Genomic DNA, 24,608 nt, shown 5'->3' on the forward strand with positions numbered 1-24,608 from the left:
GTCCGCTCAAGGGCGCGCGGCGAAGTCCCGCCAGGTCTTCCCCGCGACCGGCTCGGTGTCCACCCAGAGGGAGGTCACACAGTGCGGGCAGACGTGGGCGACGACGGTGAGCGCGTCATGGACACGCACGTCCCCGCCCAGGTCGTCCGGACCGAGCGTCAGACGGCCGGCGACGCCTTCCCAGCCGTCGGACAGGGGGCCGAGTCCGGCTCCGCAGTGACGGCACGCGGCGGCCGGCCCGTCGGGGCCGGGCACGATGCTGAGGGCGCTGCCCCAGATTCCGGTGGGCTCCGCCGTGGCCGTACCGGGGTGGGGACCGCCCGTGGCCGGTGCCGTGGCCGGGGCGGTCATGCGAGCCCGGCGGTCCTCGCGGATCCGCTGCCGACGGGCCGTCGTCGCGGGCTCGTCCACACCGCCGTCGTCGCGCAGGGCGACTCCGTACAACCGGGCGGCGGCCTTAGGGGTCACCGCGTGGCGCTCGACGTCGGCGGCCACCCTGGCGGGGTCGCGCAACAGCGGGTCGCCGTAGCCGCCGCCGTTCTGGACGGTGCATTCGAAGACGTCGCCGTGCGCGATGCGGGCCGCCGGTGAGACGCCGGGCAGCGTTTCATGGGTGCCGTCGAGATCGGCGAGCCGGGTGACGGCGCGCCCGTCGGCCATCCGTTCCAGCGGCCGGGCGGACGTGACGCGCTCGAAGCGGGCACACGAGCCGGGCAGACCGCCGAAGAGGCCGGTACGGTTCGGCAGCGAGACGCCATGGGTGCCCAGGACGCCGGTCACCTCGGACGTGTCGATCGGCGTCAGCGCGAACTGGATGCCGTTGCCGCCGCGATAGGTGCCCGCCCCGCCGGAGTCGGGGACCTGACGGCGCCACAGGTACATCAGCGGGTGCCGCATCTCCTGCTGTTCGACGTCGGTCGCGCCGCCGCCGAGGATGACCATCGCGCCGCCCGCGTCCACCCCGTCGCGGAAGGAGAAGGCGGGCCCGCCCCACATCAGCGAGTCCATGTACATCGAGGCGAACGGCTGCCCGTGCTGGTCGGCGCCGCCGAACTGGTTCAGCTGCCAGGACCCGTCGCTCGGGCCGAACGCGAAACTCTCGTACGTCTCGGAGAAGCTCAGCATCTTCGCGATCGCGCCGCCCGCCGAGCAGGTCGCCGTCCAGTTCGCGCCCGCGGCACCGCCGCTGACGGGCATCGGCTCGACGGCGGTGACGCACAGCCCGTCGGGCGCCCTGACCTCGACCGGGCGCATGATGCCGTGGTTCCAGGGGATCTCCGAGCCGAACGTGCACAGCATGAGGGTGGCCACGGCGCCGAGCAGACCGGCGCGCGTGGTCATGCCGTAGGCGGGGCTCTGCGGGCTGGCGTCGGAGAAGTCGAAGACCAGCCGGTCGCCGTGCTTCTCCATCCTGCAGGGGACCTCCAGCAGCTCGATGCCCTCGTCGCCCCGGTTGCTCCCGTCGCCCCGGTCGCTCCCGTCGCCCCGGCCGTCCGGGCGGTCCAGGTACGAGGTGTGCTCGTACACCCCGTCCGGCAGCTCGCGCAGCATGGTCCGCAGGGCGGCCTCGCTGTGGTCGAGGGTGCGTTCCATGGTGGTGCGGACCTGGCCGGTGCCGTAGCGGTCGCACAGTTCGTCGAAGCGCCGACCGGCGACGCGCAGTCCGGCGAGGAAGGCGCGGAAGTCGTTGGCGACCGTGTGGGGCATGCGGGAGTTGGCGACGACGGTGTCCCACAGCTCCTGGTTGACGGTGCCCTTGCGGACGATCCGGCCCGGCGGGATCCGGATGCCCTCCTGGTAGACGTCGGTGGCGGTGGTGCACCAACTGCCGGGGTCCATGCCGCCGAGGTCGACCTGGTGGGCCATGCAGCCCAGCCAGGCGACCAGTTCGCCGTCCCGGAAGACCGGGCTGCAGAACTGCACGTCGTTCTGGTGCATCGCGGCGATGTAGGGGTCGTTGATGACGAAGACGTCACCGGGTTCGATGTCGTCGTACCGGTGCAGGAACTCCCGTATCGCCATCGCACCGGTGTAGACCGGGGTCAGCAGATAGGTGCCGATGACGGCCATCTCCCCGGTGGCCGTGTAGATGCCGAAGTTGTAGTCGGTGGCGTGGACGACCGGGGAGCCGGAGACGTGTTCCACGGTGGTGGCGCCCTCGGCGTTGATGGACCAGAGCTTGTGCCGGATCACCTCGTGCGTGACCGGGTCGGCGGTCCCGTTCGTGTCGGCCGTCCCATTCGTGGCGGCCGCGGTCGTGCGGGCGGCGGTGTTCATCGTGGTTCCTTTCGGGGACGAGCCGCGGTTCACGGGCGGTTGTGGATGACGATGCCGCCGAGCCGGTCCACGACGGCTTCCTGACCGGAGCCGATGACGACGGTGGTGTCCGGCAGTTCGACGACGGCCAGCCCGTCGATGCTCAGCCCTTCGCGAAGGTGCTCGGCGCGGTAGACGGCCGCGTCGGTCCACTCGCCCCCGGTGAACACCCGCCGGGTGCCCGGCTCGGCCACTGTCACGTCCCCCTCGATCCGTCCGGATCCGAGTTCGGCACGGGGGACCGGGCTCGCCGCGACGACCCGGAAGGTGGTGATCTCCACACCGCCCTCGGGGAACGCCGAGCCCTTGCCGAACCGGCCCTCGTACTGGTCGATGAACCGCTCGACCATGGCGTTCACCCCGGCGGGAGTGATCGGGCCGCCGTCGACCCCGACGGCCAGCACATGGATCTGCGCCCGGAACCGGATCTCGACGGACCGGGTGAAGCCGACCGACTCCCGGGCGGCCCCGGCCGCGACCAGCCCGCGCGAGGCCCGGTCCTCCAGCTCGGTGAAGGTCGCTTCGATCCCGTCCGCCGGCAGGGCAGCGCCGTAGTCCGTGGTGCCGGGAGGCGTCTGCAGGGGCTTGGACAGCTCCTCGACCATCGTCAGGTCGGAGCTGCCGATCCCGAACGCCGAGTGGACCGAGGCGGTGAGCGGCACCACGATCCTCGGACAGCCCAGCTCGGCGCCGTACGAGAACGCGTGCAGCGGTCCCGCGCCGCCGTACGCGAACACCGCGAAGTCCGTGGGGTCGTACCCCTGTTCCACGGTCACCTGGCGGACGAGGTCGGCCATCCGGGCGTCCACGATGGTCTTGATGCCCTCCGCGGCCTGCTCGACGCTCAGACCGGTCGGCCGGGCGATGTGCGTGTCGATGGCGGCGCGGGCGCGCTCCACATCGAGGACGAGCCGCCCGCCGAGGAAGTTGTCCGGGTTGAGGTAGCCGAGCACCAGGTCCGCGTCGGCGACCGTGGGCCGCTCGCCGCCACGCCCGTAACAGGCCGGTCCGGGATCGGCGCCCGCGCTCTCGGGCCCGACCAGCAGCACACCGTCGCGTACGGAGGCGATGGATCCGGCTCCGGCGCCGATCGCCCGCACCGCCACGGACGGCAGAGCGAGCCGGTCCCGGCCGATGAGCGTGGTGTTGGACATGACCGGACGCTCGTCCAGCACCAGCCCGACGTCGAAGCTGGTGCCGCCCATGTCGGTGGTGACGATGTTGCGATGGCCGTCGCGGCTGCCCAGGTACTGGGAGGCGACCACTCCGCCGACCGGCCCGGACATCACCGCCGCCGCGGCGCGTTTCTCCACCTCGGCGAAGGTCGCGAGCCCGCCGTTGGACTGCATGAGCAGCGGCCCGGTCCGCAGGCCGGCCGTGGCCAGGGTGGATTCGAAGCTGTCCAGCGAGGTCCTGAGCAGCGGGCGCAGACCGGCGTTGACCGCGGTGGTCAGCGTGCGCTCGTACTCCCCGATGCGCGGCAGGAACTCGCTCGACAACGTGACGCTCGCCCCGGGCGCCTCCTCGGCCACGATCTCGCCGACCCGGCGTTCGTGCGCGTCATTGGCGAACGACCACAGCAGGGAGACGGCGAACACCTCGGCCCCGGCGTCCCGCAGCCGCGCGACGGCGCGCCGCACATCGTCCTCGTCCAGCGGGCAGACGACCCGGCCGGCGTAGTCGACGCGTTCGGTGACCTCCTCGGTCCGCGAACGGGGCACGGCCGGGGGCTGTTTCACCAGCGTACGGAAACGCTTGATCTCCTCTTCCTCCAGGCCGGTCCCCTTGAACCCGCGCATGGTCGTCAAGGTGTCCCCGAAGCCTCGGGTCTGGATCAGGCCGACCTTCTTGCTACGGCCTTCGAGCATCGCGTTGGTGGCGATCGTGGTGCCGTGCGCGAACATCTCGACGTCCGCCAGCAGGTCGGCCAGACCGACACCACGCTCGTCGGCGGCGTCGACCAGCGTGTTCAGCACCCCTTGGGCGGGGTTGTCGGGAATGGTGGAGGACTTGTACCGGCCGACCCGACCGCCGTCGTCGATCACGACGGTGTCGGTGAAGGTGCCTCCGATGTCGGAGGCCACGTAGTACTCAGGCATCCGGGTGGGATCACTCCTTGCTTTCAGGCTCGTTCGGGGCATGTCGAGCCTTTCCGGCACGTCGGAACGCTGTCAACCTGGGACGGTCGCCGCGCGTCCGGGCCCGGCGTGGTCCAAGCTGCCTACGCCGAGCCTCGGCTTCGGCAGCTCCTCCCCTGGGCTGGCATTCGTCGCAGGCTTCGGGGTCCAGGGCCGGTGTGATGGTCCTGAGGGCGATGGCAACCCATCTGTCGGCCTGGGACGCCGAGTAGGCGTCGAACGATCCGCGGAGTGACGGCTGCTGGGCCGCTCGGTGAGGTCTTGGGTCCAACTCGCACCAACCGTGTCCTCTACGTCCGCCGGCAGATCCAGCGGCACCGTGGAGTCCTGTACGACAACGACCCCAAGGGCCGCCGCCGTCGTGCTCTCCCGCTGCCCGCCCTCTGTATCGCACCTTTGCGACGGCACCGGATGCGGCAGGCCGCTGCCCGAACCAAAGCGGGGAAGCGGTGGCAGGAGTCGGCCCACGTCTTCGCCACTCGCACCGGCCGCCCGGTCGAGCCGCGCAACCTGTACCGCTCGTTCACCCGCGTCACCCACTCCGCCGGCCTCCGCGTCATCCGGCTCCACGCTGCCCGGCACGGCACCGCCATTCTCCTCACGGCGGCCGGAGTCGCGCCCCGCGTGGTTATGGAGATCCTCGGGCACAGCCAGATCAGCATCACGATGGGCGTGTACACACATGTCGTGCAGGACACGCAGCGCGAGGCCATGAACCACATGGACCGGCTGCTCAGGAGGCGCCGCATCCGCGAGTGACCGCCCGCGTTACAAAGACGCTGGGGTACGCCTCTGTCCGGCGTCGTTGATGTCAGCGGTGGATGTGAGAAGTCTTCTATGGTCGTTGAGGTCTCTGCCAGGCGCTCGTGGCCGCCGGACTTCGTGCTTGGACAGTGTGGTGGCGGGACTCCACTGCTGAACAGATCGCCTTGATCAGTCTTCCCCGACGCATCGCGATTTCGTAGGGTCCGATCATTCGAGGCTGGCTCTGGGGGGCGTGTGGCTGTTCCTGTGGCTCGGAGTCGTGTCGTACGCGTGATCCGCGGCGCTGGCTCGTTCTTGAAGGAACTCGTGGAGGAGCTAGCCGGAGAGGTAGTGCTGACGGTGGTCGCCTGCCTTGCCGTGGCAGGTCTGGCGCTGGCGTTTGTCCGGGAATGGGAGCGCGGCCCGCTCGTCACCGTGGGCGTAGGCGGTTCCTTGCTGGCCTTCCTCGGCTATGGCGGCTGGGAACTGCTTCGTCCGGCCAAGCCAGGGCGACGCGGGCGACTGGCTGGCGCGGCGGCTACCGCGGCTGCCGTGGCCGCCGTATTCATCGCCTACGCCTGGTCTTGCGATTGCTCCTGAACGGTCAGGCTGGACACCTCCCACCTACTGTCGTGACGGGTGGGGAGAAGACCTCTTCGTCCCGAAGCAACTTGGACAGAGGTTCTTCCCGCACGCGAAACGGTGCTGCTCACGGTGGCCGTGCGCGTACTGTCGGTCTGAACCATGGGGGTGGAAGGATGTGTTGGACGCACACGAGGTGATCCTGAACGAACTCGCACAGGGGCTTGGACCGGTGGCCGGGGGTGTCGAGTGGTTCGAGGGCCTCTCAGAGGACGACCAACGCAAGGTCCTGCACGCCCTGGTGCTGTTCTGTGGGCAGGCCCGCGCCCGTGAGGACGACGTGCCAGAGAGCATCGCGCGTTCCGGCATCCGCCCCACTCACACGCCGGCGGTGATGCTCACGAAGTGGCGCTTCGGAATGGACCGACTTCCGGCCTACGAACTCACCAAGTCCTTCCGCCTGCTCGTCGCCCTCTTCAGCATCGCCGACACCCGCCGACGGACGCTGTACTGCGCCGGGGGATGTGGTCACGCGTGGCACAACCTGCCGGATCCGCCAAGCAACGCGACCTGAGGTGACGTCTTGCCCTGGGTCTTGACGGGGATCTTGGGGAGCTGGGTTTTCGCAGGTCTGGGTGATGGTCCCTCACGCCTGAGCGGTCGTCATTGGTCGTTGTTGGCCACTGCCGAGCGGCCTCGTTCGGCCCAGCTTGCTCGGTCCAGACCTTGCGTTCGACCCACGACGGCCCCCTTCGGGGGAGTCACTGCCATGGGGATGATGGAGTGCCGTCGGGATCAAGTCCGTAGGGTCACCAGGTTGTCCGTAGACGCTTACTCATGTGGTTCGCATGGCCAGCGTCCGCGGCCTTCCGGGCCAGGGCTTGCGCCTCCATTTGAGCCCCGGCTCTCTCCCGCCATGAGACCAGGAGTTCCAGAGTATTCGGGTGCCCACCGTCGGCGGCTTGCCAGGCCAGGGCTTCAGCCTCGTTTCGGTCTCCCGCTTCCTCCCGCCAGCCGGCCAGGAAGCCTAGGGCGTGCGGGTCACCGGCGTTGGCGCCCTGCCGTACCAAAGCTTCGGCTCTCTCCCGGTCACTGAGCCTTTTCAGCGCTGACGCTCCAGGGTGAGGACGGCGGCACAGATTGACGACATTCGATTCGGACTGCACCGGGCTTTGCGGAAGATGCGCCAGGACTTCAGGCGGGCCACGCCCCGCTCCACCGGTGCCCGTGCTGCGGAGAGCGCGCGGTTGACCGTGCGCTGGGTGAGCGACAAGTCGCCACCCGGCGGGCGCCTGAACGGTGTGGTCACCCATGGCCCGGCGCCCAGGTAAGCGCGGTCGGCGAGCGCGGAGATGCCCTGGCGCTCACAGATCCGGATGATCCGATGGGTGCGGGCCGCGGTCAGGTCGTGCGCACGGCCGGGCAGCGCGGGCGAGAGCCACAGCAGCCTTCCCGCCGGATCGGTCACCACCTGCACGTTCACGCCGTGCCGACGGTGCTTGTGAGAGTAGTCGGCCCGGCTGTCGCCGATCCGGTCGCATTCCGCGAGGGTGCCATCGAGCAGGACGTAGTCGGGGTCGGCCTCGCGCAGAACGCGCAGCAGGCCGGGTGCGCGGTCGGCGAGCAGGCCGACGACGGCTGTCGTGTAGGCGTGGGCGGTGCCGACGGAGATGCCGAACCCGGCCGCGATCTGCGCGAGGGTGTCGTGCCGGCGCAGGTATACCAGCCCGACCAGGGCACGCTGGTGCGGTGGGAGTTTGTAGCGGCGGTCACCCTCGCGGGTGACGATGAGCATGGTGACCCACTCGACAAGCACGTGAGGCAGATCGAGTGCGGCAGGATAGGGAACCAACGAGGCTCCTTTGCCGATGGGTTGAGACTTCGAACACCTCCCTCAACGGCACGGGAGCCTCGTGCGTTGCGGACACCGACGCCCTTACCCGATCAATGGCCACGCTGAAAGACCTCAGTGAAGGAATCAGGCCAGCCTCCCACCTATGGCTTCACGTCGAGACGCACGAGCGCGCCAATCTCCACGAGTTGGTCCGGCAGTGCCAGGTCGGCAATGCCCATGACCGTGCTGGCGGGCCGGTGCTCCCCGAAGTACTCGGCGTGGAGGCGTGCTGTCGTGTCGAAGTTCTCCCGCAGGTTCCGCACCAGCACCGTGGTCTCCATTATCTGGCTACGCTCGGCCCCGAACTGCCTCAGCACCAGGTCCAGATTCTCCAGCGTGGTTCGGACCTGCAGTTCGAAGTCGTCTGCACCCACGAAGTTGCCGTGCCGGTCATGGGACAGCTGTCCTGACACGTAAACCGTGTCACCGACCTGGGTGGCCTGACTGTACCCGTACAACGACTCCCACGGCATACCAAAACCGAATGCCTTCGCCTGAGAACTCATGACTCACTTCCTTGAAACAGTGGGCGGGACCGTCAGTTGCAGACAGGCCCTTGCACGGAGAAGTTACAGGTTCGTAGAAACGATGCTTGTCTGGCAGCGAAGTCGAAGTGTTCTCTGCGCGCACAAGATTGGTTGCAGTGAGCTCTGTCAAAGCGGCGGGCGTGAATGTGCGACTGAAGTCCTGGTACGTCTTCCGCAGAGCCAGCTGCAGTCCCAACCGCATGACCGTCATCGCCGCAGCAGTCCTCACCCTGGAGCGTCAACGCTGAAAGAGCTCACTGATCCCCGCCCTTTGCATGACCTGCATGCCCAGGAAGGTCAGGGCGTTCGGATTGCCAGCGGCGGCTTGCTGGGCTAGGGCTTCAGCGCTCTCCCGGTCTCCGGCTTCCTCCTGCTGGCGGGCCAGGAGCGTCAGAGCCCGTGGGTCGCCTGCGTCAGCGGCTCGCTGAGCTAGGGCTTCAGCCCCCTCCCGATCTCCGTCTTCCGCCCGCCAGCCCGCCAGCCCGCCAGCCCGCCAGAACTGTCAAGGCCTGCTGGTTGCCAGCATCGGCGATTTTCCGCATCAGGGCTTTGGCTCTCTTACGGTCTCCGTCTTCCTCCCGCCAGGTAGCCAGAAGGCCTAGGAGGTTGGGGTTGCCGACATCGGCGGCTTGTTTGGCTAGGGACGCGGCTCCCTCAAGGTCCCCGTCGTTCTCTCGTTGGAAGGCCAGGTATATGAAGGCCCGCGAGTCGCCTGCGTCAGCAACCTGCCACAGCAGGGATTCGGCTGCCTTGCGATTTCCGACTTCCTCTAACCAATTGGCCAGAATTTGACAGGCGTCCGGATGCCCGGCGTCGACAGCGCGGCGCTTTAGATGATGCGCCCACTGCAGGCGGTATCGCGCATAGGCTGCATCGGCAAGCTTATTGACGTCGTCAGGATCCGTGAGGCTAGCGTGTGCGGACTGCCAGAACGAGGCGGGTGGACACATTAGGCGACGGGTCTCGCGGCCGTGCTGTTCGAGGTAATCGGCCAGCCGGAACACCGATCCTGGAAGAGGGCTAGGTAGCGCCACGGGGTGCGGTGTGTGCGGTGGGCGGACAGTGACACGGCTCAAGGGGGCTTGCTTGCCATGGACGCGCTTGGCGAGTTCGGCGAACGCGGTTTCCACCCAGTCATCGGCGAGGTTGTCGTAATCGGCGTCGGCGAGATAGCCGGGCGCGGCGTAAATGAGGAAGGCCTGAGGCAAGTGCGGCCCGGCGCCCAGCCGACGTGCATCCATCGCCGCTTGTAGCAATGCGTGAGCCGCAGGGGAGCCTTTCGTAGCGGCGCAGGAGCTCGGGGGCGCCGGCCAGATCCTGAGCCACACGCCCGTGGGTACCGGCTCGGATGAGAGCGTCCGCCAGCAGCTGGTCGCCGCCCCGTGCTAGCAGAGTGGCGGCGGCCAGCGCATCTGCGTCGAGACTTTCCGGGACGCTTACGGTGCGTCCGGCCAGCTGTTCTCGTACCCGGCTGCGCGGGTCCGGTTGGCCGGTTGCGGGCAAGGCGGTGTACTGGCGGTCGTACTCGGGCCATAGAGTGCCCAACACCAGGACGGGCATCCGCCTTTCATCGGTGAGCAGCGCGTGCAGTGCGGCGGCGATCTGCTCGCCCACGTGCGCGTCGCCGAGGTAATGCTGGGTCTCGTTGAGCCACACCACGGTCCGTGGCCGAACGAATGCGATTTCCCTGAGAGCAGCTTCGGCGTACGTGGGTCGAAGGGATGCCACAGCTTCCACCCAGCATCGGCCAGTGGCCTAATGGCTTCCCAGCAGGCCCGGGTCTCGCCAGTTGAGGAGGTACCGGACAGGACGACCATTCGGCTACGGCCCGCTCGAGCGTGCCGCACCGCTTCGGCCAGAGTTCGGTCATGGTCCCGCGGCACTTAGCCTGGCAGCGGCCGCTGCCTAGGCAAGGCCCCGTCCACTGCCGTGCCAGCAGGATGAACCTCCAGGTCATGAGGCTCCCACTGGTCGATGGGCCTACCCGGCCCGGCTCCTACTCGATGGTCGGTTCAGCCTCTGCAACCGTGGCAGTCCGCCGAGCTCCAGTAGCTGTTCCACTGGCAGACCTGGAGCCTTAGCGAGTGCGGCTAGCGTCTTGTCCGACGGCACCGGCCCTTCAGGCTGGAATGCCTCCGACACGGTCGTACGGCCCCAGCGCGGAAGTGGCCAGCCCGTCGCTGAGCCGCTGGCGTAGCTCGGTAAGAGCCGCATCGGGTCTGCCCTGCTTGTCGTACACCTGTACCCCCACATCTCGAAGTGTTCGTCGGTGTGCATCTTCGTCCGCTGTGAACCCCGGCGTACGCCGATTCCACGACCTTCGACGGCGTCAACGGCCCATCGTCTACAAGGAGGCTGGCGTGTCCGTCGCCATCGTTCTGCTCACTGCCGCACTCGTGCTCGTCTTCGCGCTGCTCGCCGCTGCCGGAGCGGGCAAACTCGCCCGTCTGGACGGTGCAAGCTACCCCACCGCCGTCAAGCAGGCAGCCGCCGCGTTCACGGCGGTACTCACCCTCGCGGCCACTCTGGCAGCCGCCATTGCGGCCGTGTGCACACGACAAGCAACACCCTCTCCTGCCCGACGTCCGGGAGAGGGTGCCAACCCGTACGGTTGAGGGGCTCTGGCCTGACGGGCGGCCCCGTACGGCCCAGCATGTCAGCCAGCGCCAGCCTCGAAGTCCAAATTCTCCGGATGCTCTCGCAACCCCTGGATGTTGCGGGTAACGGGTATGTCGAGTCCTACCTCTTCGAATTCCACATCGTCACACCAGACTCGCCCTTCACCGGCGAGGATAAAGCCGATGCGGATGCTCGCGCCGCCCTCGGGAACATCAACAACGACATCGCGACGATCCCAGCTCTGGGTGCCCGAAATACTTCGAGCGTCTGACGTGTTGTCAAACGCCATCACGTTGTGCAAGGCGTCATCCACACGGAGCCAGAGCCCTGCCCAGTTGGCAACATTACTGGTCCTCAGCATGGCGGACAGACGCATTCGCTTACCTCGGTAGGCATCCGCCTTGAACGCTTGGGCAAGAGATGCGAACTCCTTTGCGCCGGGCCGAGCTTGAATGAAGGCGCTGGCACGTCCGCTGCGGAAGACCTGCGTGTCGACGCCAAACTCGTAGTCTTCAGGCCGTGCTCCGGTCACGTACCAACCAGTTGGTAGCGCGTTATCGCCGACGACGTTCGAAGATCGAACCCGAAACTCCGAGAGAATCTTGGTCGTCTCGGCGATGGTGCGCTCCGACTCGGCTTCCAGCTTCCGAACTTCCGCGCGCATTCGAGGCCGTGAGGTGAGATACGTGACGATTGCAACGACGACGGCGCCGACGATGGGACCTACGATCGTTAAGAAAGGCAAGGTGCTTCCCCTTGGAGAAACGCATGTTCGGCGGCCTGGCAAAGCTTCCTGGCTACAGACGACTTGGGCCACGTAGATGCTGAGCAGCCTTCACACTGCCTAAACTCACGCACGCAACTCCGGGTGGTCCTGGGTACCGGACCATGGCACTGGGGAGGGGGCGTCGTACGAACGGCCGTGCATTGGGTTGAACGAGACGGGGCACGGCCGAACCCCGTACCCGAACCGGTGTCCGCCCCTCGTGCCATCATCCTCGCGTGCTGAAGATCCCCGGATACGAAGACGGCCCTCTGGTCGAGGGCAGTGCCTACCTGGACGATCCGTTGTTCTGGCCCGTGCACCTCGGCACTTGCTTGCGTGAAGAGGACGCGCAGCGAGCCGCGTTCGGTGCCGACTGGGATGCGGCCATGGAGCTCTACCGTGGGCTCTCCGCCGAGCGTGAGTGGCCAGTGTTCAGCGTGCCCCTGCGCTCCGGCCACATCATCAACGTCGTCTACCGCAACATCGAGGGCGACCGAGGGGTGGACTATCTGGTGTATCACCCGTCTTGGACCGCAATGGAAATCCTCGCCGTGGACGACGGTCACTTCATGGGACCTGGCATGGCCTGGCCAGAACTACTGTCCGCTGCTCGACAGACGACAACAGAGGGTGTTGACCTGGTCGACGCGCGCCTCTTGCTGCTCTTTCCGACGCTCGGCGACGCACGGCTTCCCGACAACGCAGTCGTTGCCCTGACAGCCGCCCTTGCCACTCTCACCTTGATCGAAGAACCCGCCGAAGTGGCGAGGATGCTCCTTGAGCATCAGGGGCAATGGGAGCCAGCGAACTGGAGGCCGGCAGACGGCATCTGGATCAATGACGGCGGACATTCCTATCGAAACCCCAGTAATTCCTTCGCTCTGTCCGAGGGTCGCCTTCTGGAGATCAGCAATTCGTTGAACGGCGAGACGCGCCAGCCTCACCCGGCATCCGACTGAAGCTCGGGCACGCGTCTGGCACGGTGGAGGTTCCGCAGTAGTTGCCGCGTGGTCGCGGTAGGTGTCACCTGCGGACCACCAACGTGGCCTCGGCCGCGGCCAGTCGCTGCCGGGCCCCGGCCCACCACCGATCCCCCTCAGCGGACCAGGCTCCGCGGCGCCTGCGACGTCCTCCGCGGAGATGCTGGCGCGGAGCCGGCCACCCCGCACGAAAGGGCGGCACCCCCGCACGGGTGCCGCCCTCTCTTGGTGCTCCGGAGCCGCCGCGATCGGTGAGGGTCGGGGACCGTCGGCGGCTCCGGGTTCTGGTGAGGTCGGCGGGGTGGGCCGCCGACCTCCGTCTGAGATGGGTTGTCGGCGGGGTGGGCCGCCGGCCGCCCGTCAGCGGTGGTCGCTGCCCTGCGACTGGGAGGCCGCCCGGCCCGCCTCCAGGCGGGCGACCGGGATGCGGAACGGTGAGCAGGAGACGTAGTCCAGTCCCACCTCGTGGAAGAAGTGGACCGACTCCGGGTCGCCGCCGTGTTCGCCGCAGACGCCGAGCTTCAGGTCGGGGCGGGTCTCGCGGCCGGCCTTGGCGGCGGCCTCCACCAGGGAGCCCACGCCGTCCTTGTCGATCGTCTCGAAGGGGCTGACGCCGAAGATGCCCTTCTCCAGGTACGCGGTGAAGAAGCTGGCCTCCACGTCGTCCCGGGAGAAGCCCCACACCGTCTGGGTCAGGTCGTTCGTGCCGAAGCTGAAGAACTCCGCGGCCTCGGCGATCTGGCCCGCCGTCAGCGCGGCGCGCGGCAGCTCGATCATCGTGCCGATCGCGAGCTTCAGTCGCGTACCCGTCGCCGCCTCGACCTCCGCGACGACCTGGTCGGCCTCTTCCCGCACGATCTCCAGCTCCTGGACCGTGCCCACCAGCGGGATCATGATCTCGGCGCGCGGGTCGCCCTTGGCGGCCTTGCGCGCGGCCGCCGCCTCGGCGATCGCCCGTACCTGCATGGTGAACAGGCCGGGGATGACCAGGCCCAGGCGCACACCGCGCAGGCCGAGCATCGGGTTCTGCTCGTGCAGGCGGTGCACGGCCTGGAGCAGGCGCAGTTCGTTCTCGTGCGGGTCCTTGCGGGACTCGGCGAGGGCCACTCGTACCGACAGTTCCGTGATGTCGGGCAGGAACTCGTGCAGTGGCGGGTCGAGGAGACGGATCGTGACCGGGAGGCCGTCCATCGCGGAGAACAGCTCCACGAAGTCCTGCTTCTGCAGCGGGAGCAGTTCCTTCAGCGACTCCTCGCGCTCGGCGTCCGTGTCGGCCAGGATGAGGCGCTCGACCAGCTCACGGCGGTCACCGAGGAACATGTGCTCCGTGCGGCACAGGCCGATGCCCTGGGCACCGAAGCGGCGGGCGCGCAGCGCGTCCTCGGCGTTGTCCGCGTTGGCGCGCACCCGCAGGCGGCGCTTGCGGTCGGCGAACGCCATGATCCGGTGCACGGCCTCGACGAGTTCGTCGGCGTCCTGGGCGCCCGCGTGCATGCGGCCCTCGAAGTACTCCACCACCGGGGACGGCACGACCGGGACCTCGCCCAGGTACACCTTGCCGGACGAACCGTCGATGGAGATCAGGTCGCCTTCCTCGACGACGTGGCCGCCCGGGACCGTCATCCGGCGGCGCTTGGTGTCGACCTCCAGCTCCTCCGCGCCGCACACGCAGGTCTTGCCCATGCCCCGGGCCACGACCGCCGCGTGGGAGGTCTTGCCGCCGCGCGAGGTCAGGATGCCCTCGGCCGCGATCATGCCGTCCAGGTCGTCGGGGTTCGTCTCGCGGCGGACCAGGATGACCTTCTCGCCCGAACGCGACCACTTCACCGCCGTGTACGAGTCGAAGACCGCCTTGCCGACCGCCGCGCCCGGAGAGGCGGCGATGCCCCGGCCGACCTTCTCCACCTTCGCGTCCTCGTCGAAGCGCGGGAACATCAGCTGCGCGAGCTGGGCACCGTTGACGCGCTGGAGCGCCTCCGCCTCGTCGATCAGGCCCTGGTCCACCAGCTGGGTCGCGATACGGAAGGCCGCGCCCGCGGTCCGCTTGCCGACGCGCGTCTGGAGCATCCAGAGCTGGCCGCGCTCGATGGTGAACTCGATGTCGCAGAGATCCTTGTAGTGGTTCTCCAGGGTCTCCATGATCTGCATGAGCTGGTCGTACGACTTCTTGTCGATCTTCTCCAGCTCGGCGAGCGGGACGGTGTTGCGGATGCCCGCGACCACGTCCTCGCCCTGCGCGTTCTGCAGGTAGTCGCCGTAGACGCCCTGGTGGCCGCTCGCGGGGTCCCTCGTGAACGCCACACCCGTGCCCGAGTCCGGACCCAGGTTGCCGAAGACCATCGAGCAGACGTTGACGGCCGTGCCGAGGTCGTGCGGGATGCGCTCCTGGCGGCGGTAGAGCTTGGCGCGGTCGGTGTTCCAGGAGTTGAAGACCGCCTCGATGGCGAGGTCCATCTGCTCGCGCGGGTCCTGCGGGAAGTCCCGGCCGGCCTCGGTCTTGACGATCTTCTTGAACTTGGTGACCAGCTTCTTGAGGTCGCCGGCCTCCAGTTCCGTGTCGACCGCGACCTTCTTGGCCTCCTTGGCCTTCTCCAGCGCGTCCTCGAAGAGCTCTCCGTCGACGCCGAGGACCGTCTTGCCGAACATCTGGATGAGGCGGCGGTAGGAGTCCCACGCGAAGCGGTCGTCGCCGGCCTGCTTGGCCAGTCCCTGGACGGACTTGTCGGAGAGACCGATGTTGAGGACGGTGTCCATCATGCCGGGCATGGAGAACTTGGCACCGGAACGGACCGACACGAGGAGGGGGTTGTCGGCCTGACCGAGCTTCTTGCCCATCGTCTTCTCAAGGGCCACGAGGTGCGCGCTGACCTCGTCACGCAGTGCCACCGGCTCCTCGCCGCTGTCGAGGTAGACCTTGCAGGCCTCGGTGGTGATGGTGAAGCCGGGAGGGACGGGGAGGCCGAGGTTGGTCATCTCGGCGAGGTTCGCGCCCTTGCCGCCGAGGAGGTCCTTGAGGTCCTTGTTGCCCTCGGTGAAGTCGTAAACGAACTTCACGCCCTCAACGCCGACGGCGGTGTGGCCTACGTGGGGATCTTTGTTTTCCGACACGGGTCCCAACTCCTCAAGGACGCGATGGCTGCCCTGACGGCGAGGAACATACCCAGATCGAAGGCGCCTGGGTACGTCCACTTGCGCGTCATGCGCTGGTAACCACCCGTCCGCCACTAGATCGAAAGTCAAGGCTTGGCAAGGAGACGCGCTGCGATGTGTTCACTTCTTGAACACGCGCGTCGTCACCCAACCCACCATTCGCTCAGATGAGCGGCTATCCATACGTCTGAGTTTACTCGATGAACGATCAAAGGGTGGCACTCAGTGCCACCCTTTGAAGAAGCGGAGCGGTCCATGATCCGCTCATCTGAGCGCATCACCTATCAGAGGTGGCGAGAATCACGCCCTCCGGAGCCGCCGGATATCAGCATGCGGACCGTGTACGGAGACGGAAACGTGACCGTCACACCCCCAGCGCGGCGAGCCGCTCCTCCGCCCGCTCCGGCGCGTACAGGTGCTCCACGACCAGCGCGCCCGCCCCCACCAGGCCCGCCCGCTCCCCCAGCCGTGAGGTCACCACGTCGAGGTGGGCCGTGGAGCGGGGCAGCGCCCGCTGGTACAGCAGCTCGCGCACCCCGGTGAGGAAGGGGGTTCCGGCCAGATCCCCGGCGATCATCAGGACCCCGGGGTTCAGCAGCGTCACCACCGTCGCCAGTACGTCGCCCACGTGGCGCCCGGCCTCCCGCGCGAGCGCCATCGCCTCGGGGTGCCCCGAGACCAGCAGATCGCGCACGTCCGAGCCCGAGGCTGCCGGAACCCCCGCCTCGGCCAGCTTCCGGGCCACGGCGCCACCGCTCGCCACGGCGGCCAGACACCCGTACGAACCGCACCTGCACAGCGCGTCCGCGCCCTCCGGCACCCGGATGTGCCCGATGTCCCCGGCACCGCCGTCGATCCCCCGATAGATCGCCCCACCCACGACCACCCCGGCGCCGATGCCCGTGGACACCTTGACGAGGGCGAAGGCGGAGCAGCCCGGGTAGCCGGTGCGCTGTTCGCCGTACGCCATGAGGTTGGCGTCGTTGTCGACGAGGACCGGCACTCGGGCCGGGGCCGGGGTGCCGGTGGAGGCCGGGGTGCCGGTCGGCGCCGGGGTGCCGGTCGGGGTCAGGGCGCTGGTCGGGGTCAGGGCGCTGGTGGGGCCGCCCGCGTGCTCGGCGAAGGCTCGGGCCAGGCGGCCTCTTATGTCGTAGCCGTCCCAGCCGGGCATGATCGGCGGCTGGACCACGCGGCCGGTGTCGCTGTCGACCGGCCCCGGGACCGCCAGGCCGATGCCGCACACCGCGTCGGCCGGCTGCCCGGCCTTCTCCAGCAACTCGGCGAACCAGCGGCCGAGTTCGTCCAGTACGACGTCCGGGCCGTCCTCGATGACCAGGGTGCCCGTGTGCTCGGCCTGGATCTCGCCGGCGAGGGAGAGCACCGCGGCCCGGGCGTGGCGGGTGTCGAGGTCGGCGGCGAGGACGACGGCGTGGGAGTCGTCGAACTCCAGGGTGATCGAAGGGCGTCCACCGAGCGGGGAGTCCACCGGGCCGCCGGCGCCCTCGCGCAGCCAGCCCGCCCGGAAGAGCCGGTCCAGGCGCTGGCCCACCGTGGCCCGGGACAGGCCCGTGGCCTGCTGGAGCGCGCCCCGTGTGGTGGCCCGGCCGCTCCTGACCAGTTCGAGCAGATCTCCGGCACCGGCATGGCTGCCCGTCCTCACGGCCCTTCCCTTCGCCTGCTTCATGCGCACCCCCTCACACCCCCTTGCGTTCACCAACCCCGCATTACATATTGAGTTTTGCGTGTTAAATAGACGTAACCCTACGGTAGCTACTGCCGAACCGGTCGGCTCGACGTCCTCGGGGAGCCCTGCGTGGACCGCTCAACCCAGCTCACCGCCCAGCACGAGGGCCGCACGGGCCCTGTCTTCTCCCCGGCCTCACCCCACTCCGGAACCGGTGTATACGACCGGGTCCCGACGGCCGGTTCCCTGCACAGCAGGGCGGCCCGGGTGCTGGAGGACAACTGGACGGGGACGTCGACCGTGCCGTCACGAGGCCTGTACCCGCACCAGTGGTCGTGGGACTCGGCGTTCGTCGCGATCGGGCTGCGGCACCTGTCGCCCTTACGGGCGCAGACGGAGCTGGAGACACTGCTCGGCGCCCAGTGGGGCGACGGCCGTGTTCCGCACATCGTCTTCAACCCCTCCGTGCCGCTCGACGCGTACTTCCCGAGCCCCGACTTCTGGCGCTCCTCGACCGCGGGGCGCGCTGCGGGCGCCCCGCGCACCGTACAGACCTCAGGCATCGTGCAGCCACCGGTGCACGCGCTGGCGGCGTGGCTGGTGCACCGGGCCGACCCCGGGCTGTCCCATAGGCGCGGCTTCCTGCCCCGGGTGTACCCGCGCCTGGCCGCCTGGCACCGCTACCTGCTGCACCGGCGTGACCTGGGCGGCGGGGGCCTCGCCTCGGTGGTGCACCCGTGGGAGCAGGGCATGGACAACTCCCCGAGCTGGGACGCCCCGCTCGCCCGCGTCACCCCGGCCCCGGCCCGCTCCTTCCGCCGCGCCGACCTCGACCACGGCGCGCCCGAGGACCGGCCCACCGACCTGGACTACGGGCGGTACGTGCGGCTGGCGACGGACTACCGGGACGGCGCATACGCCGACGGGGGCGGTGACTTCGGCGGACACGCGGACGGGCCCCGTGACGTGGCCCGACACACGGGCGGGCCCGGTGACTTCGCTGTGGAGGACCCGGCGTTCAACACGCTGCTGATCGCCTCCGAGCACGCGCTCGCCCGTATCGCCCAGGAGCTCGGCGCCACCGGTTCGGCCCGGCACGCGCGCGCGGAGCGGCTGACGGCCGCCCTGGTGGACCGGCTGTGGGACCCGGCGGAGGGCCTGTTCTTCTGCCGGGACGTGCGCGGCGGCGGGCTGATCCCCGAGCGCGGTGTCTCCGGGCTGATCCCGCTGCTGCTGCCGACGCTCTCCCGCGAGATCACGGACGCCCTGGTCGCCACGGCGAGCGGGCCGCACTTCGGCCTCGGTGGGCCCGCCCGTCTCGTCCCGAGCTACGACCTCACCGGTGAGGCCTTCGATCCGCACCGGTACTGGCGCGGCCCGGCCTGGTTCAACACGGCCTGGCTGGTGGAGCGCGGGCTGCGGCTGCACGGCGAGCGGACGCGGGCCGACGCACTGCGGGAGGACTTCCTGAGCACCGCCGGCACGTCCGGGTTCGCGGAGTACGTCGACCCGTACACCGGCGAGGCCTGCGGGGCGGGCGACTTCAGCTGGACGGCCGCGCTCACGCTCGACCTGCTCCACGAACCGAACGAGCCCCCGGGACACCAGTGACCCCTGCGGCCATCGGCACGTTCGACATGGGTGGCACGAAGAACACGAAGGACCGGCAAGACCCGAAGGACCCGAAAGACCGGAAGCACCGGAAGCACCGGAAAGATCCGAAGGACGCGAAGGACACGAAGGTCATGACGGACCGGGGAGAGGACCGGGAATGACGGACCGGCAGCATCTGCTCGTACGCGGCGGGACGTTCGCGACCGTGGGCGACGGCGGCGACATCAGCGGGGTGCGCGGCGGCTCCCCCGACGGGCTGTTCGTGCGGGACGCCCGCCACCTCAGCCGCTGGCAGCTCACGGTCGACGGCGCCGTGCCCGAGACGCTCACCCCGGTGGCCGACGGCGACACCGCGCGCTGCGTCCTCGTGCCGCGCGGCGGCCGCCAGGAGCCGCCCGCGTACACGCTCTTCCGCGAACAGGCCGTCGTCGACGGCGCGTTGGTGGAGTCACTGCGCGTCACCAGCAACCGGCCGGTGCCGACGGCGGTCCGCGTCGCGGTCACCGCGGACGCCGACTTCACGGACCAGTTCGAACTGCGCTCCGACCACCGCACGTACGCCAAGATCGGCGCCGTGCGCTCCCGCACGGTCCTCGACGACGGCGTGGAGTTCGGCTACCGGCGCGGCGAGTGGCGCTCCTTTACGACCGTCACGTGCGAGCCCGCTCCCGACGGCGTGGAGGAGACGGGCACGGGGGCCCGGCGCCTCGTCTGGACCCTCGACCTGGAGCCGCACGGCACGGCGGAGCTGGCGCTGCGGGTGGCGGCCCGGCCGCACGGCGCGCCCCGGCCGCGGGAGGTGCCGTCCTCCCCCGCTGCGGCCACGGAACAACTCCTCGCCCTGGAGGGTGAGTTCGCGGAGGGCGTGCCCTTCCCGACCGGCTGGCCGGAGCTGGCGGCGGCCTGCGCGCGAGGGCTCAGCGACCTCGCCGTGCTCCAAGTGCCCGCGACGGGGCCGGACGGCGAGGAACTGCGCGTCCCGGCGGCCGGAGTCCCCTGGTTCCTGACCCTGCTCGCCCGCGACGCGCTCCTGACCTCCCTCTTCGCTCTCCCCTACCGCCCGGACCTCGCCGCCGCCACCCTCCCCGCGCTCGCGGCCACCCAGGCCACCGAGTCCGGCCCGGACTCGGTGGCCCAGCCGGGCAAGATCGTGCACGAGGTGCGTCACGGCGAACTGGCCCACTTCGGGCAGGTGCCGTACGGGCGGTACTACGGCTCGGTGGACGCGACCCCGCTCTTCCTCGTCCTCCTCGGCGCGTACGTGGAACAGACCGGCGACGTGAGCCTGGCCCGCCGGCTGGAGCCCCACGCCCGTGCGGCGATCGGCTGGATGCTCGACCACGGCGGCCTCACCTCGCGCGGCTATCTGGTGTACCGCGCGGACCGGGGCGGCCTCGCGAACCAGAACTGGAAGGACTCCCCGGGCGCGATCTGCTCGGCCGACGGCAGCCGTCCCACCGGGCCGGTGATGGCGGCGGGCGCGCAGGGGTACGCGTACGACGCGCTGCGCCGCACGGGCCACCTCGCCCGCACCGTGTGGGAGGACGAGGTCTACGCGGCGCTGCTGGAGCAGGCGGCGGCCGATCTGCGCGACCGGTTCCAGCGGGACTTCTGGATGGAGGAGCACGGGTTCGCCGCGCTGGCCCTGGACGGTGAGGGCGGCCATGTCGATGCCCTGGCCTCCGACGCCGGGCATCTGTTGTGGTCGGGGTTGCTGGACAAGGAGTACGGGGAGTCGGTGGGGCGGCGGTTGCTGGAGCCGGACTTCTTCTCGGGGTGGGGTGTGCGGACGGTCGCGGCCGGGCAGGCCGCGTTCCATCCTTTGTCGTACCACCGTGGTTCCGTGTGGCCGCACGACAACGCGATCGTCGCGCTGGGGCTCGCGCGGTACGGGTTGCACGACGAGGCGCGGGCGGTGGCTCGGGGGCTGGTGGACGCGGCGATGGCGACGGGGCTTCGGTTGCCGGAGGTGCTTGCCGGGTACGGGCGGGGGACGCATCCGGAGCCGGTTCCTTATCCGCACGCGTGTGTGCGCGAGGCCCGGGCTGCTGCGGCGCCGCTTGCCCTGCTGGCGGCTGTGGGGAGCGCCTGAGAGCTCGGGGCTGATGGTGGGTGCGCGTCTGCCGGTGGTGTGTGGCTTGTCGCGCAGTTCCCCGCGCCCCTTTCAGAGGCGCGCCCGTCGCTCGTCGCGCCCACGCGGCGGAGCCGCATATCGACACAGCCCCGCGCCCCCCAAAAGCCGGGGCGCGACCGCCTCACCCCAGTCGTCGCGACGCCGTCTGCAGCAGTGTTCTCAGCAGGGCGACTTCCTCGGTGCCCAGGGCGGTCGTGATGTTCTCCTGTTCACGTTCCACCGCCGCCGTCCAGCGGGTCAGCGCCTCGTTGCCCCGCTCGGACGCGAACACCAGCACGCGCCGACGGTCGGCGTCGTCCACCCGGCGCAGCACGAGGTTGAGCGAGACCATGCGGTCGACGACCTTCGTCAGGGTCGGCGCGGACAGCAGGGCGAACTCGGCGATCTCCGTCATGGGGTGCCCGACGCCGTCGCCGAGGTACGACAGCACGCGCCACTCCTCCAGCGTCGCGCCCTCCTCCTTCAGCGCCTCGACGATCCTCCCGACGACGCTCCGTTCCACCAGGGTGAGCGCTCGCGCGAGGTCCAGATCTGCTACGGCCGCCGGAGTGGTCGTGGTCATCGCCCTGCCAAGAGTCGTCGTCGTGGTGATCGAGGTAGTTCCACGATACAGTCATTTCCTTATCGCTGCGAAATATTCTCGTAGCAAGCAATCGCTAGAGTGAGCGCCTATGATCGAGAAGGCGTCTGCCCTGCTCGGGCCGTCGGCGGGCCCTCGGACCCGTGACGCGCTGGATGTCGCCCTGGTCATCCCGCTCCAGGGCCCGGCCGGGATCTTCGGCCCGTCCTGCGAGTGCTGCGCCCTGCTCGCGGCCGAGGAGGTCAACGCCGGGTCGGGCGTGCTGGGCGAGGAGCTCCGGCTCGTCCTCGTCGACGGCGGGGCGCCACCCGAGCAGGTGGCCACGGAGATCGACGCGCTGATCTCCGGCGGTGTCATCGACGCGGTGGCCGGCTGGCACATCTCCGCCGTCCGCGAGGTGGTCGCCCCGCGCATCGACGGCCGCGTGCCGTACGTGTACACCGCGCTCTACGAGGGCGGTGAACGCTCCCCGGGCGTCTTCCTCACCGGCGAGACCCCCAACAGCCAACTGCGGCCCGCGCTCCAGTGGTTCGCCTGCGAACTCGGTATCCGGCGCTGGACGATCGTCGGCGACGACTACGTGTGGCCTCGCTCCTCGGCCGGCGCCGCCCACCGCTATCTGCGCGAACTCGGCGGCGAGGTGTGCGACGAGATGTACGTGCCGCTCGGCACCACGGACTTCGGTCCGGTGCTGGAGCGGGTGGCGGCCAGCGGCTGCGAGGCCGTACTGATGCTGCTGATCGGCGACGACGCCGTGCTGTTCAACCGCGCCTTCACCGCCGCCGGACTCGACCGCGACCGCATCCGGTTCAGCTCGCTGATCGAGGAGAACGTGCTGCTGGCGACCGGACCGGACAACACCCGGGGCCTGATGACCTCGGCGGGCTACTTCGAGGACCTGCCGACCGCGTACGGCCTCGACTTCGCGGCCGCGTACGGACGCCGCTTCGGACCCGGCGCGCCGGTGCTCAACAGCCTCGGCGAGTCCTGTTACGAGGGCGTGCGCATGCTCACCGAACTGCTGCGCCGGGCGGGCGGCACGGACATGGAACGGATCCAGGCCACCGCCGACGGCCTGGAGTACGAGACCCCGCGCGGCACGGTCCGGATCCAGGACCGCCACCTGAAGCAGCGCGTCTTCCTCGCGGCGGCCGACGGACTCCAGTGGGACGTGCTCCAGCAGTTGCCGTAGCCGTAGCCCTGGGCTCCCCTTCCGCGCGCGGCCCTTTTACAAGTACGTAACTCGGTGCCCTCTTGCCCATTCGCTTCGGGAGGAAATATTTTTTTCTCGAAGCTTTTGAAGGGTGGTCGTCCATGGCTACATACGAGTACCGCTGCACGGGCTGCGGCCCCTTCGACGTGATCCGGCCGATCGGCCGGGCACTGCCGGAAGAGCCGTGCGAGCTGTGCGGAGTTCAGGCCCGCCGCGTCTTCAGCGCCCCGATGCTCACCCGCACCTCCGCACCCCTGGCCCGCGCCCTGAACGCGTCCGAGGCCAGCGCCCATGAACCGCGCGTCGTCACGGCGGCGCCCCCGGCCCTGAGCCGTCCGGCCCCGCCCGCCGACCCCCGGCACACCCTGCTGCCCAAGCCCTGACCCCGCGTTCGACCGTTCCGGAGGCAGTTCATGCCCGAAGTCGTCTTCAGCGTCGACCAGGCCCTGTCCATGCGCGACCAGAAGGTGCCCGGCCACAACCGCTGGCACCCCGACATCCCGCCCGCCGCCACCGTGCGGCCGGGCGCCGAGTTCCGTGTCGAGTGCCGGGACTGGACCGACAACCAGATCGGCGACAACGACTCCGCCAACGACGTCCGCGACATCGACCTCACCCATGCCCACATGCTCAGCGGTCCGATCGCCGTGGAGGGCGCCGAGCCCGGTGACCTGCTCGTGGTGGACATCCTCGACCTGGGCCCCGTACCGCAGACCGACGGCGAGGGATCCGGCCAGGGCTGGGGCTACACCGGGGTCTTCGCCAGGAACAACGGCGGCGGCTTCCTCACCGACCACTTCCCCGACTCGTACAAGGCGGTCTGGGACTTCCACGGCCAGCAGGCCACCTCGCGGCACATCCCCGGCGTCCGCTACACCGGCATCACCCATCCCGGCCTCTTCGGCACCGCGCCCTCCGCCGAGTTGCTGGCCCGCTGGAACGCCCGCGAACAGGCGCTCATCGACACCGATCCGCACCGCGTGCCGGCGCTGGCCCTGCCCCCGCTCGCCGACAACGCGCTGGCGGGGACGGCCACCGGCGAGGCCGCCGACCGCATCGCCACCGAAGGCGCCCGCACCGTCCCCGCCCGCGAGAACGGCGGCAACCACGACATCAAGAACTTCACCCGGGGCTCACGGGTCTTCTACCCCGTCCATGTCCCCGGCGGCCTGCTCTCCGGCGGCGACCTGCACTTCAGCCAGGGCGACGGCGAGATCACCTTCTGCGGGGCGATCGAGATGGGCGGCTTCATCGATCTGCGCGTCGACCTGATCAAGGGCGGCATGGAGAAGTACGGCGTCACGACCAATCCGATCTTCATGCCCGGCAATGTCGCGCCGCAGTACAGCGAGTTCATCTCGTTCGTCGGCATCTCCGTCGACCACGCCACCGACACCAACCACTACCTCGACGCGACGATGGCGTACCGCAACGCGTGCCTCAACGCCGTCGCGTACCTGAAGACCTTCGGCTACTCCGGCGAACAGGCCTACCTGCTGCTCGGCTCGGCGCCGATCGAGGGCCGACTCAGCGGCGTGGTGGACATCCCCAACGCCTGCAGCACCCTCTACCTCCCCACGGCGATCTTCGACTTCGACATCCGGCCCACGGCCGAGGGGCCGAGGAAGGCCGACCGCGGCCAGTGCGCGGTCACGTCCTGAAAGTCC

At 69.4% G+C, this 24,608-nt stretch carries 19 protein-coding genes and 1 pseudogene; 11 read left to right on the top strand and 9 right to left on the bottom strand.

What is annotated here, in order from left to right; all coding sequences use genetic code 11:
- Positions 1-6: 6 nt before the first annotated feature.
- Together AB0959_RS07490 and AB0959_RS07495 are read right to left on the bottom strand one after the other, a co-directional pair.
- Complete coding sequence (locus AB0959_RS07490; RefSeq protein WP_366825356.1) at positions 7-2,277, bottom strand: hydantoinase B/oxoprolinase family protein; 2,271 nt, start codon at positions 2,275-2,277, stop codon at positions 7-9.
- Between the two features lie 29 nt (positions 2,278-2,306).
- A complete protein-coding gene (locus AB0959_RS07495; RefSeq protein WP_366825357.1) occupies positions 2,307-4,415 on the bottom strand; it encodes a hydantoinase/oxoprolinase family protein in 2,109 nt (702 codons plus the stop codon).
- 318 nt (positions 4,416-4,733) lie between these two features.
- Between AB0959_RS07495 and AB0959_RS07500 the strand changes: the two are divergent.
- The 3 genes and pseudogenes from AB0959_RS07500 to AB0959_RS07510 form a co-directional block, all read left to right on the top strand.
- Positions 4,734-5,213, top strand: a pseudogene (locus AB0959_RS07500) (tyrosine-type recombinase/integrase); the annotation flags it as partial.
- Positions 5,214-5,489: 276 nt separating this feature from the next.
- Positions 5,490-5,798 carry a lysine transporter LysE gene (locus tag AB0959_RS07505; protein ID WP_366825358.1) on the top strand — a complete coding sequence of 103 codons (309 nt, stop codon included), beginning with the start codon at positions 5,490-5,492 and terminating at the stop codon, positions 5,796-5,798.
- 160 nt (positions 5,799-5,958) lie between these two features.
- Positions 5,959-6,354 carry a DUF5958 family protein gene (locus tag AB0959_RS07510; protein ID WP_366825359.1) on the top strand — a complete coding sequence of 132 codons (396 nt, stop codon included), beginning with the start codon at positions 5,959-5,961 and terminating at the stop codon, positions 6,352-6,354.
- Between the two features lie 528 nt (positions 6,355-6,882).
- Here the strand turns inward: AB0959_RS07510 and AB0959_RS07515 are convergent.
- Positions 6,883-7,632 (bottom strand): transposase family protein, encoded by a 750-nt coding sequence (locus tag AB0959_RS07515; RefSeq protein WP_366825360.1) that lies wholly within the window; start codon positions 7,630-7,632, stop codon positions 6,883-6,885.
- 143 nt (positions 7,633-7,775) lie between these two features.
- Complete coding sequence (locus AB0959_RS07520) at positions 7,776-8,180, bottom strand: Rid family hydrolase (protein WP_366825361.1); 405 nt, start codon at positions 8,178-8,180, stop codon at positions 7,776-7,778.
- Positions 8,181-8,317: 137 nt separating this feature from the next.
- Between AB0959_RS07520 and AB0959_RS07525 the strand changes: the two genes are divergently transcribed.
- Complete coding sequence (locus AB0959_RS07525; RefSeq protein ID WP_366825501.1) at positions 8,318-8,449, top strand: hypothetical protein; 132 nt, start codon at positions 8,318-8,320, stop codon at positions 8,447-8,449.
- 189 nt (positions 8,450-8,638) lie between these two features.
- Here the strand turns inward: AB0959_RS07525 and AB0959_RS07530 are convergent, their stop codons facing one another.
- Entirely contained in the window at positions 8,639-9,442 is an 804-nt protein-coding gene (locus tag AB0959_RS07530; RefSeq protein WP_366825362.1) for a hypothetical protein, read from the bottom strand.
- A gap of 1,119 nt (positions 9,443-10,561) precedes the next feature.
- Here AB0959_RS07530 and AB0959_RS07535 point away from each other — a divergent pair.
- Complete coding sequence (locus AB0959_RS07535) at positions 10,562-10,816, top strand: hypothetical protein (protein ID WP_366825363.1); 255 nt, start codon at positions 10,562-10,564, stop codon at positions 10,814-10,816.
- 41 nt (positions 10,817-10,857) lie between these two features.
- Here the strand turns inward: AB0959_RS07535 and AB0959_RS07540 are convergent, their stop codons facing one another.
- On the bottom strand, positions 10,858-11,565 hold the full coding sequence (locus tag AB0959_RS07540; RefSeq protein ID WP_366825364.1) for a hypothetical protein: 708 nt from the start codon (positions 11,563-11,565) through the stop codon (positions 10,858-10,860).
- A gap of 257 nt (positions 11,566-11,822) precedes the next feature.
- Between AB0959_RS07540 and AB0959_RS07545 the strand changes: the two genes are divergently transcribed.
- Complete coding sequence (locus AB0959_RS07545) at positions 11,823-12,545, top strand: hypothetical protein (RefSeq protein WP_366825365.1); 723 nt, start codon at positions 11,823-11,825, stop codon at positions 12,543-12,545.
- Between the two features lie 381 nt (positions 12,546-12,926).
- Here the strand turns inward: AB0959_RS07545 and ppdK are convergent, their stop codons facing one another.
- A complete protein-coding gene (gene ppdK, locus AB0959_RS07550) occupies positions 12,927-15,674 on the bottom strand; it encodes a pyruvate, phosphate dikinase (protein ID WP_366825366.1) in 2,748 nt (915 codons plus the stop codon).
- A 406-nt stretch (positions 15,675-16,080) separates the two neighbouring features.
- Positions 16,081-17,400 (bottom strand): ROK family protein, encoded by a 1,320-nt coding sequence (locus AB0959_RS07555; RefSeq protein ID WP_366825367.1) that lies wholly within the window; start codon positions 17,398-17,400, stop codon positions 16,081-16,083.
- Positions 17,401-17,646: 246 nt separating this feature from the next.
- Here AB0959_RS07555 and AB0959_RS07560 point away from each other — a divergent pair, with 246 nt between their 5' ends.
- A complete protein-coding gene (locus AB0959_RS07560) occupies positions 17,647-19,011 on the top strand; it encodes a hypothetical protein (RefSeq protein WP_366825491.1) in 1,365 nt (454 codons plus the stop codon).
- A 160-nt stretch (positions 19,012-19,171) separates the two neighbouring features.
- Complete coding sequence (locus AB0959_RS07565; protein WP_366825368.1) at positions 19,172-21,106, top strand: glycogen debranching N-terminal domain-containing protein; 1,935 nt, start codon at positions 19,172-19,174, stop codon at positions 21,104-21,106.
- Between the two features lie 163 nt (positions 21,107-21,269).
- On the opposite strand, the gene AB0959_RS07570 is transcribed toward AB0959_RS07565, so the two are convergent.
- Positions 21,270-21,710, bottom strand: a complete 441-nt coding sequence (locus AB0959_RS07570) for a MarR family winged helix-turn-helix transcriptional regulator (protein WP_366825369.1) — start codon at positions 21,708-21,710, stop codon at positions 21,270-21,272.
- A 109-nt stretch (positions 21,711-21,819) separates the two neighbouring features.
- Here AB0959_RS07570 and AB0959_RS07575 point away from each other — a divergent pair, with 109 nt between their 5' ends.
- The 3 genes from AB0959_RS07575 to fmdA all read left to right on the top strand — a co-directional run bounded on the left by AB0959_RS07575 (position 21,820) and on the right by fmdA (position 24,602).
- Positions 21,820-22,920: a substrate-binding domain-containing protein gene (locus tag AB0959_RS07575; protein ID WP_366825370.1), complete on the top strand. Its 1,101-nt coding sequence runs from the start codon at positions 21,820-21,822 to the stop codon at positions 22,918-22,920.
- Between the two features lie 122 nt (positions 22,921-23,042).
- On the top strand, positions 23,043-23,324 hold the full coding sequence (locus AB0959_RS07580) for a zinc ribbon domain-containing protein (RefSeq protein ID WP_366825371.1): 282 nt from the start codon (positions 23,043-23,045) through the stop codon (positions 23,322-23,324).
- A 30-nt stretch (positions 23,325-23,354) separates the two neighbouring features.
- The gene (gene fmdA, locus AB0959_RS07585) at positions 23,355-24,602 is read left to right on the top strand and encodes a formamidase (RefSeq protein WP_366825372.1); all 1,248 of its coding nucleotides are present in this window, start codon (positions 23,355-23,357) and stop codon (positions 24,600-24,602) included.
- The last annotated feature ends 6 nt before the right edge of the window (positions 24,603-24,608 follow it).

It is taken from the genome of Streptomyces sp. NPDC046862 (assembly GCF_040704615.1).
Taxonomy (GTDB): Bacteria; Actinomycetota; Actinomycetes; order Streptomycetales; family Streptomycetaceae; genus Streptomyces.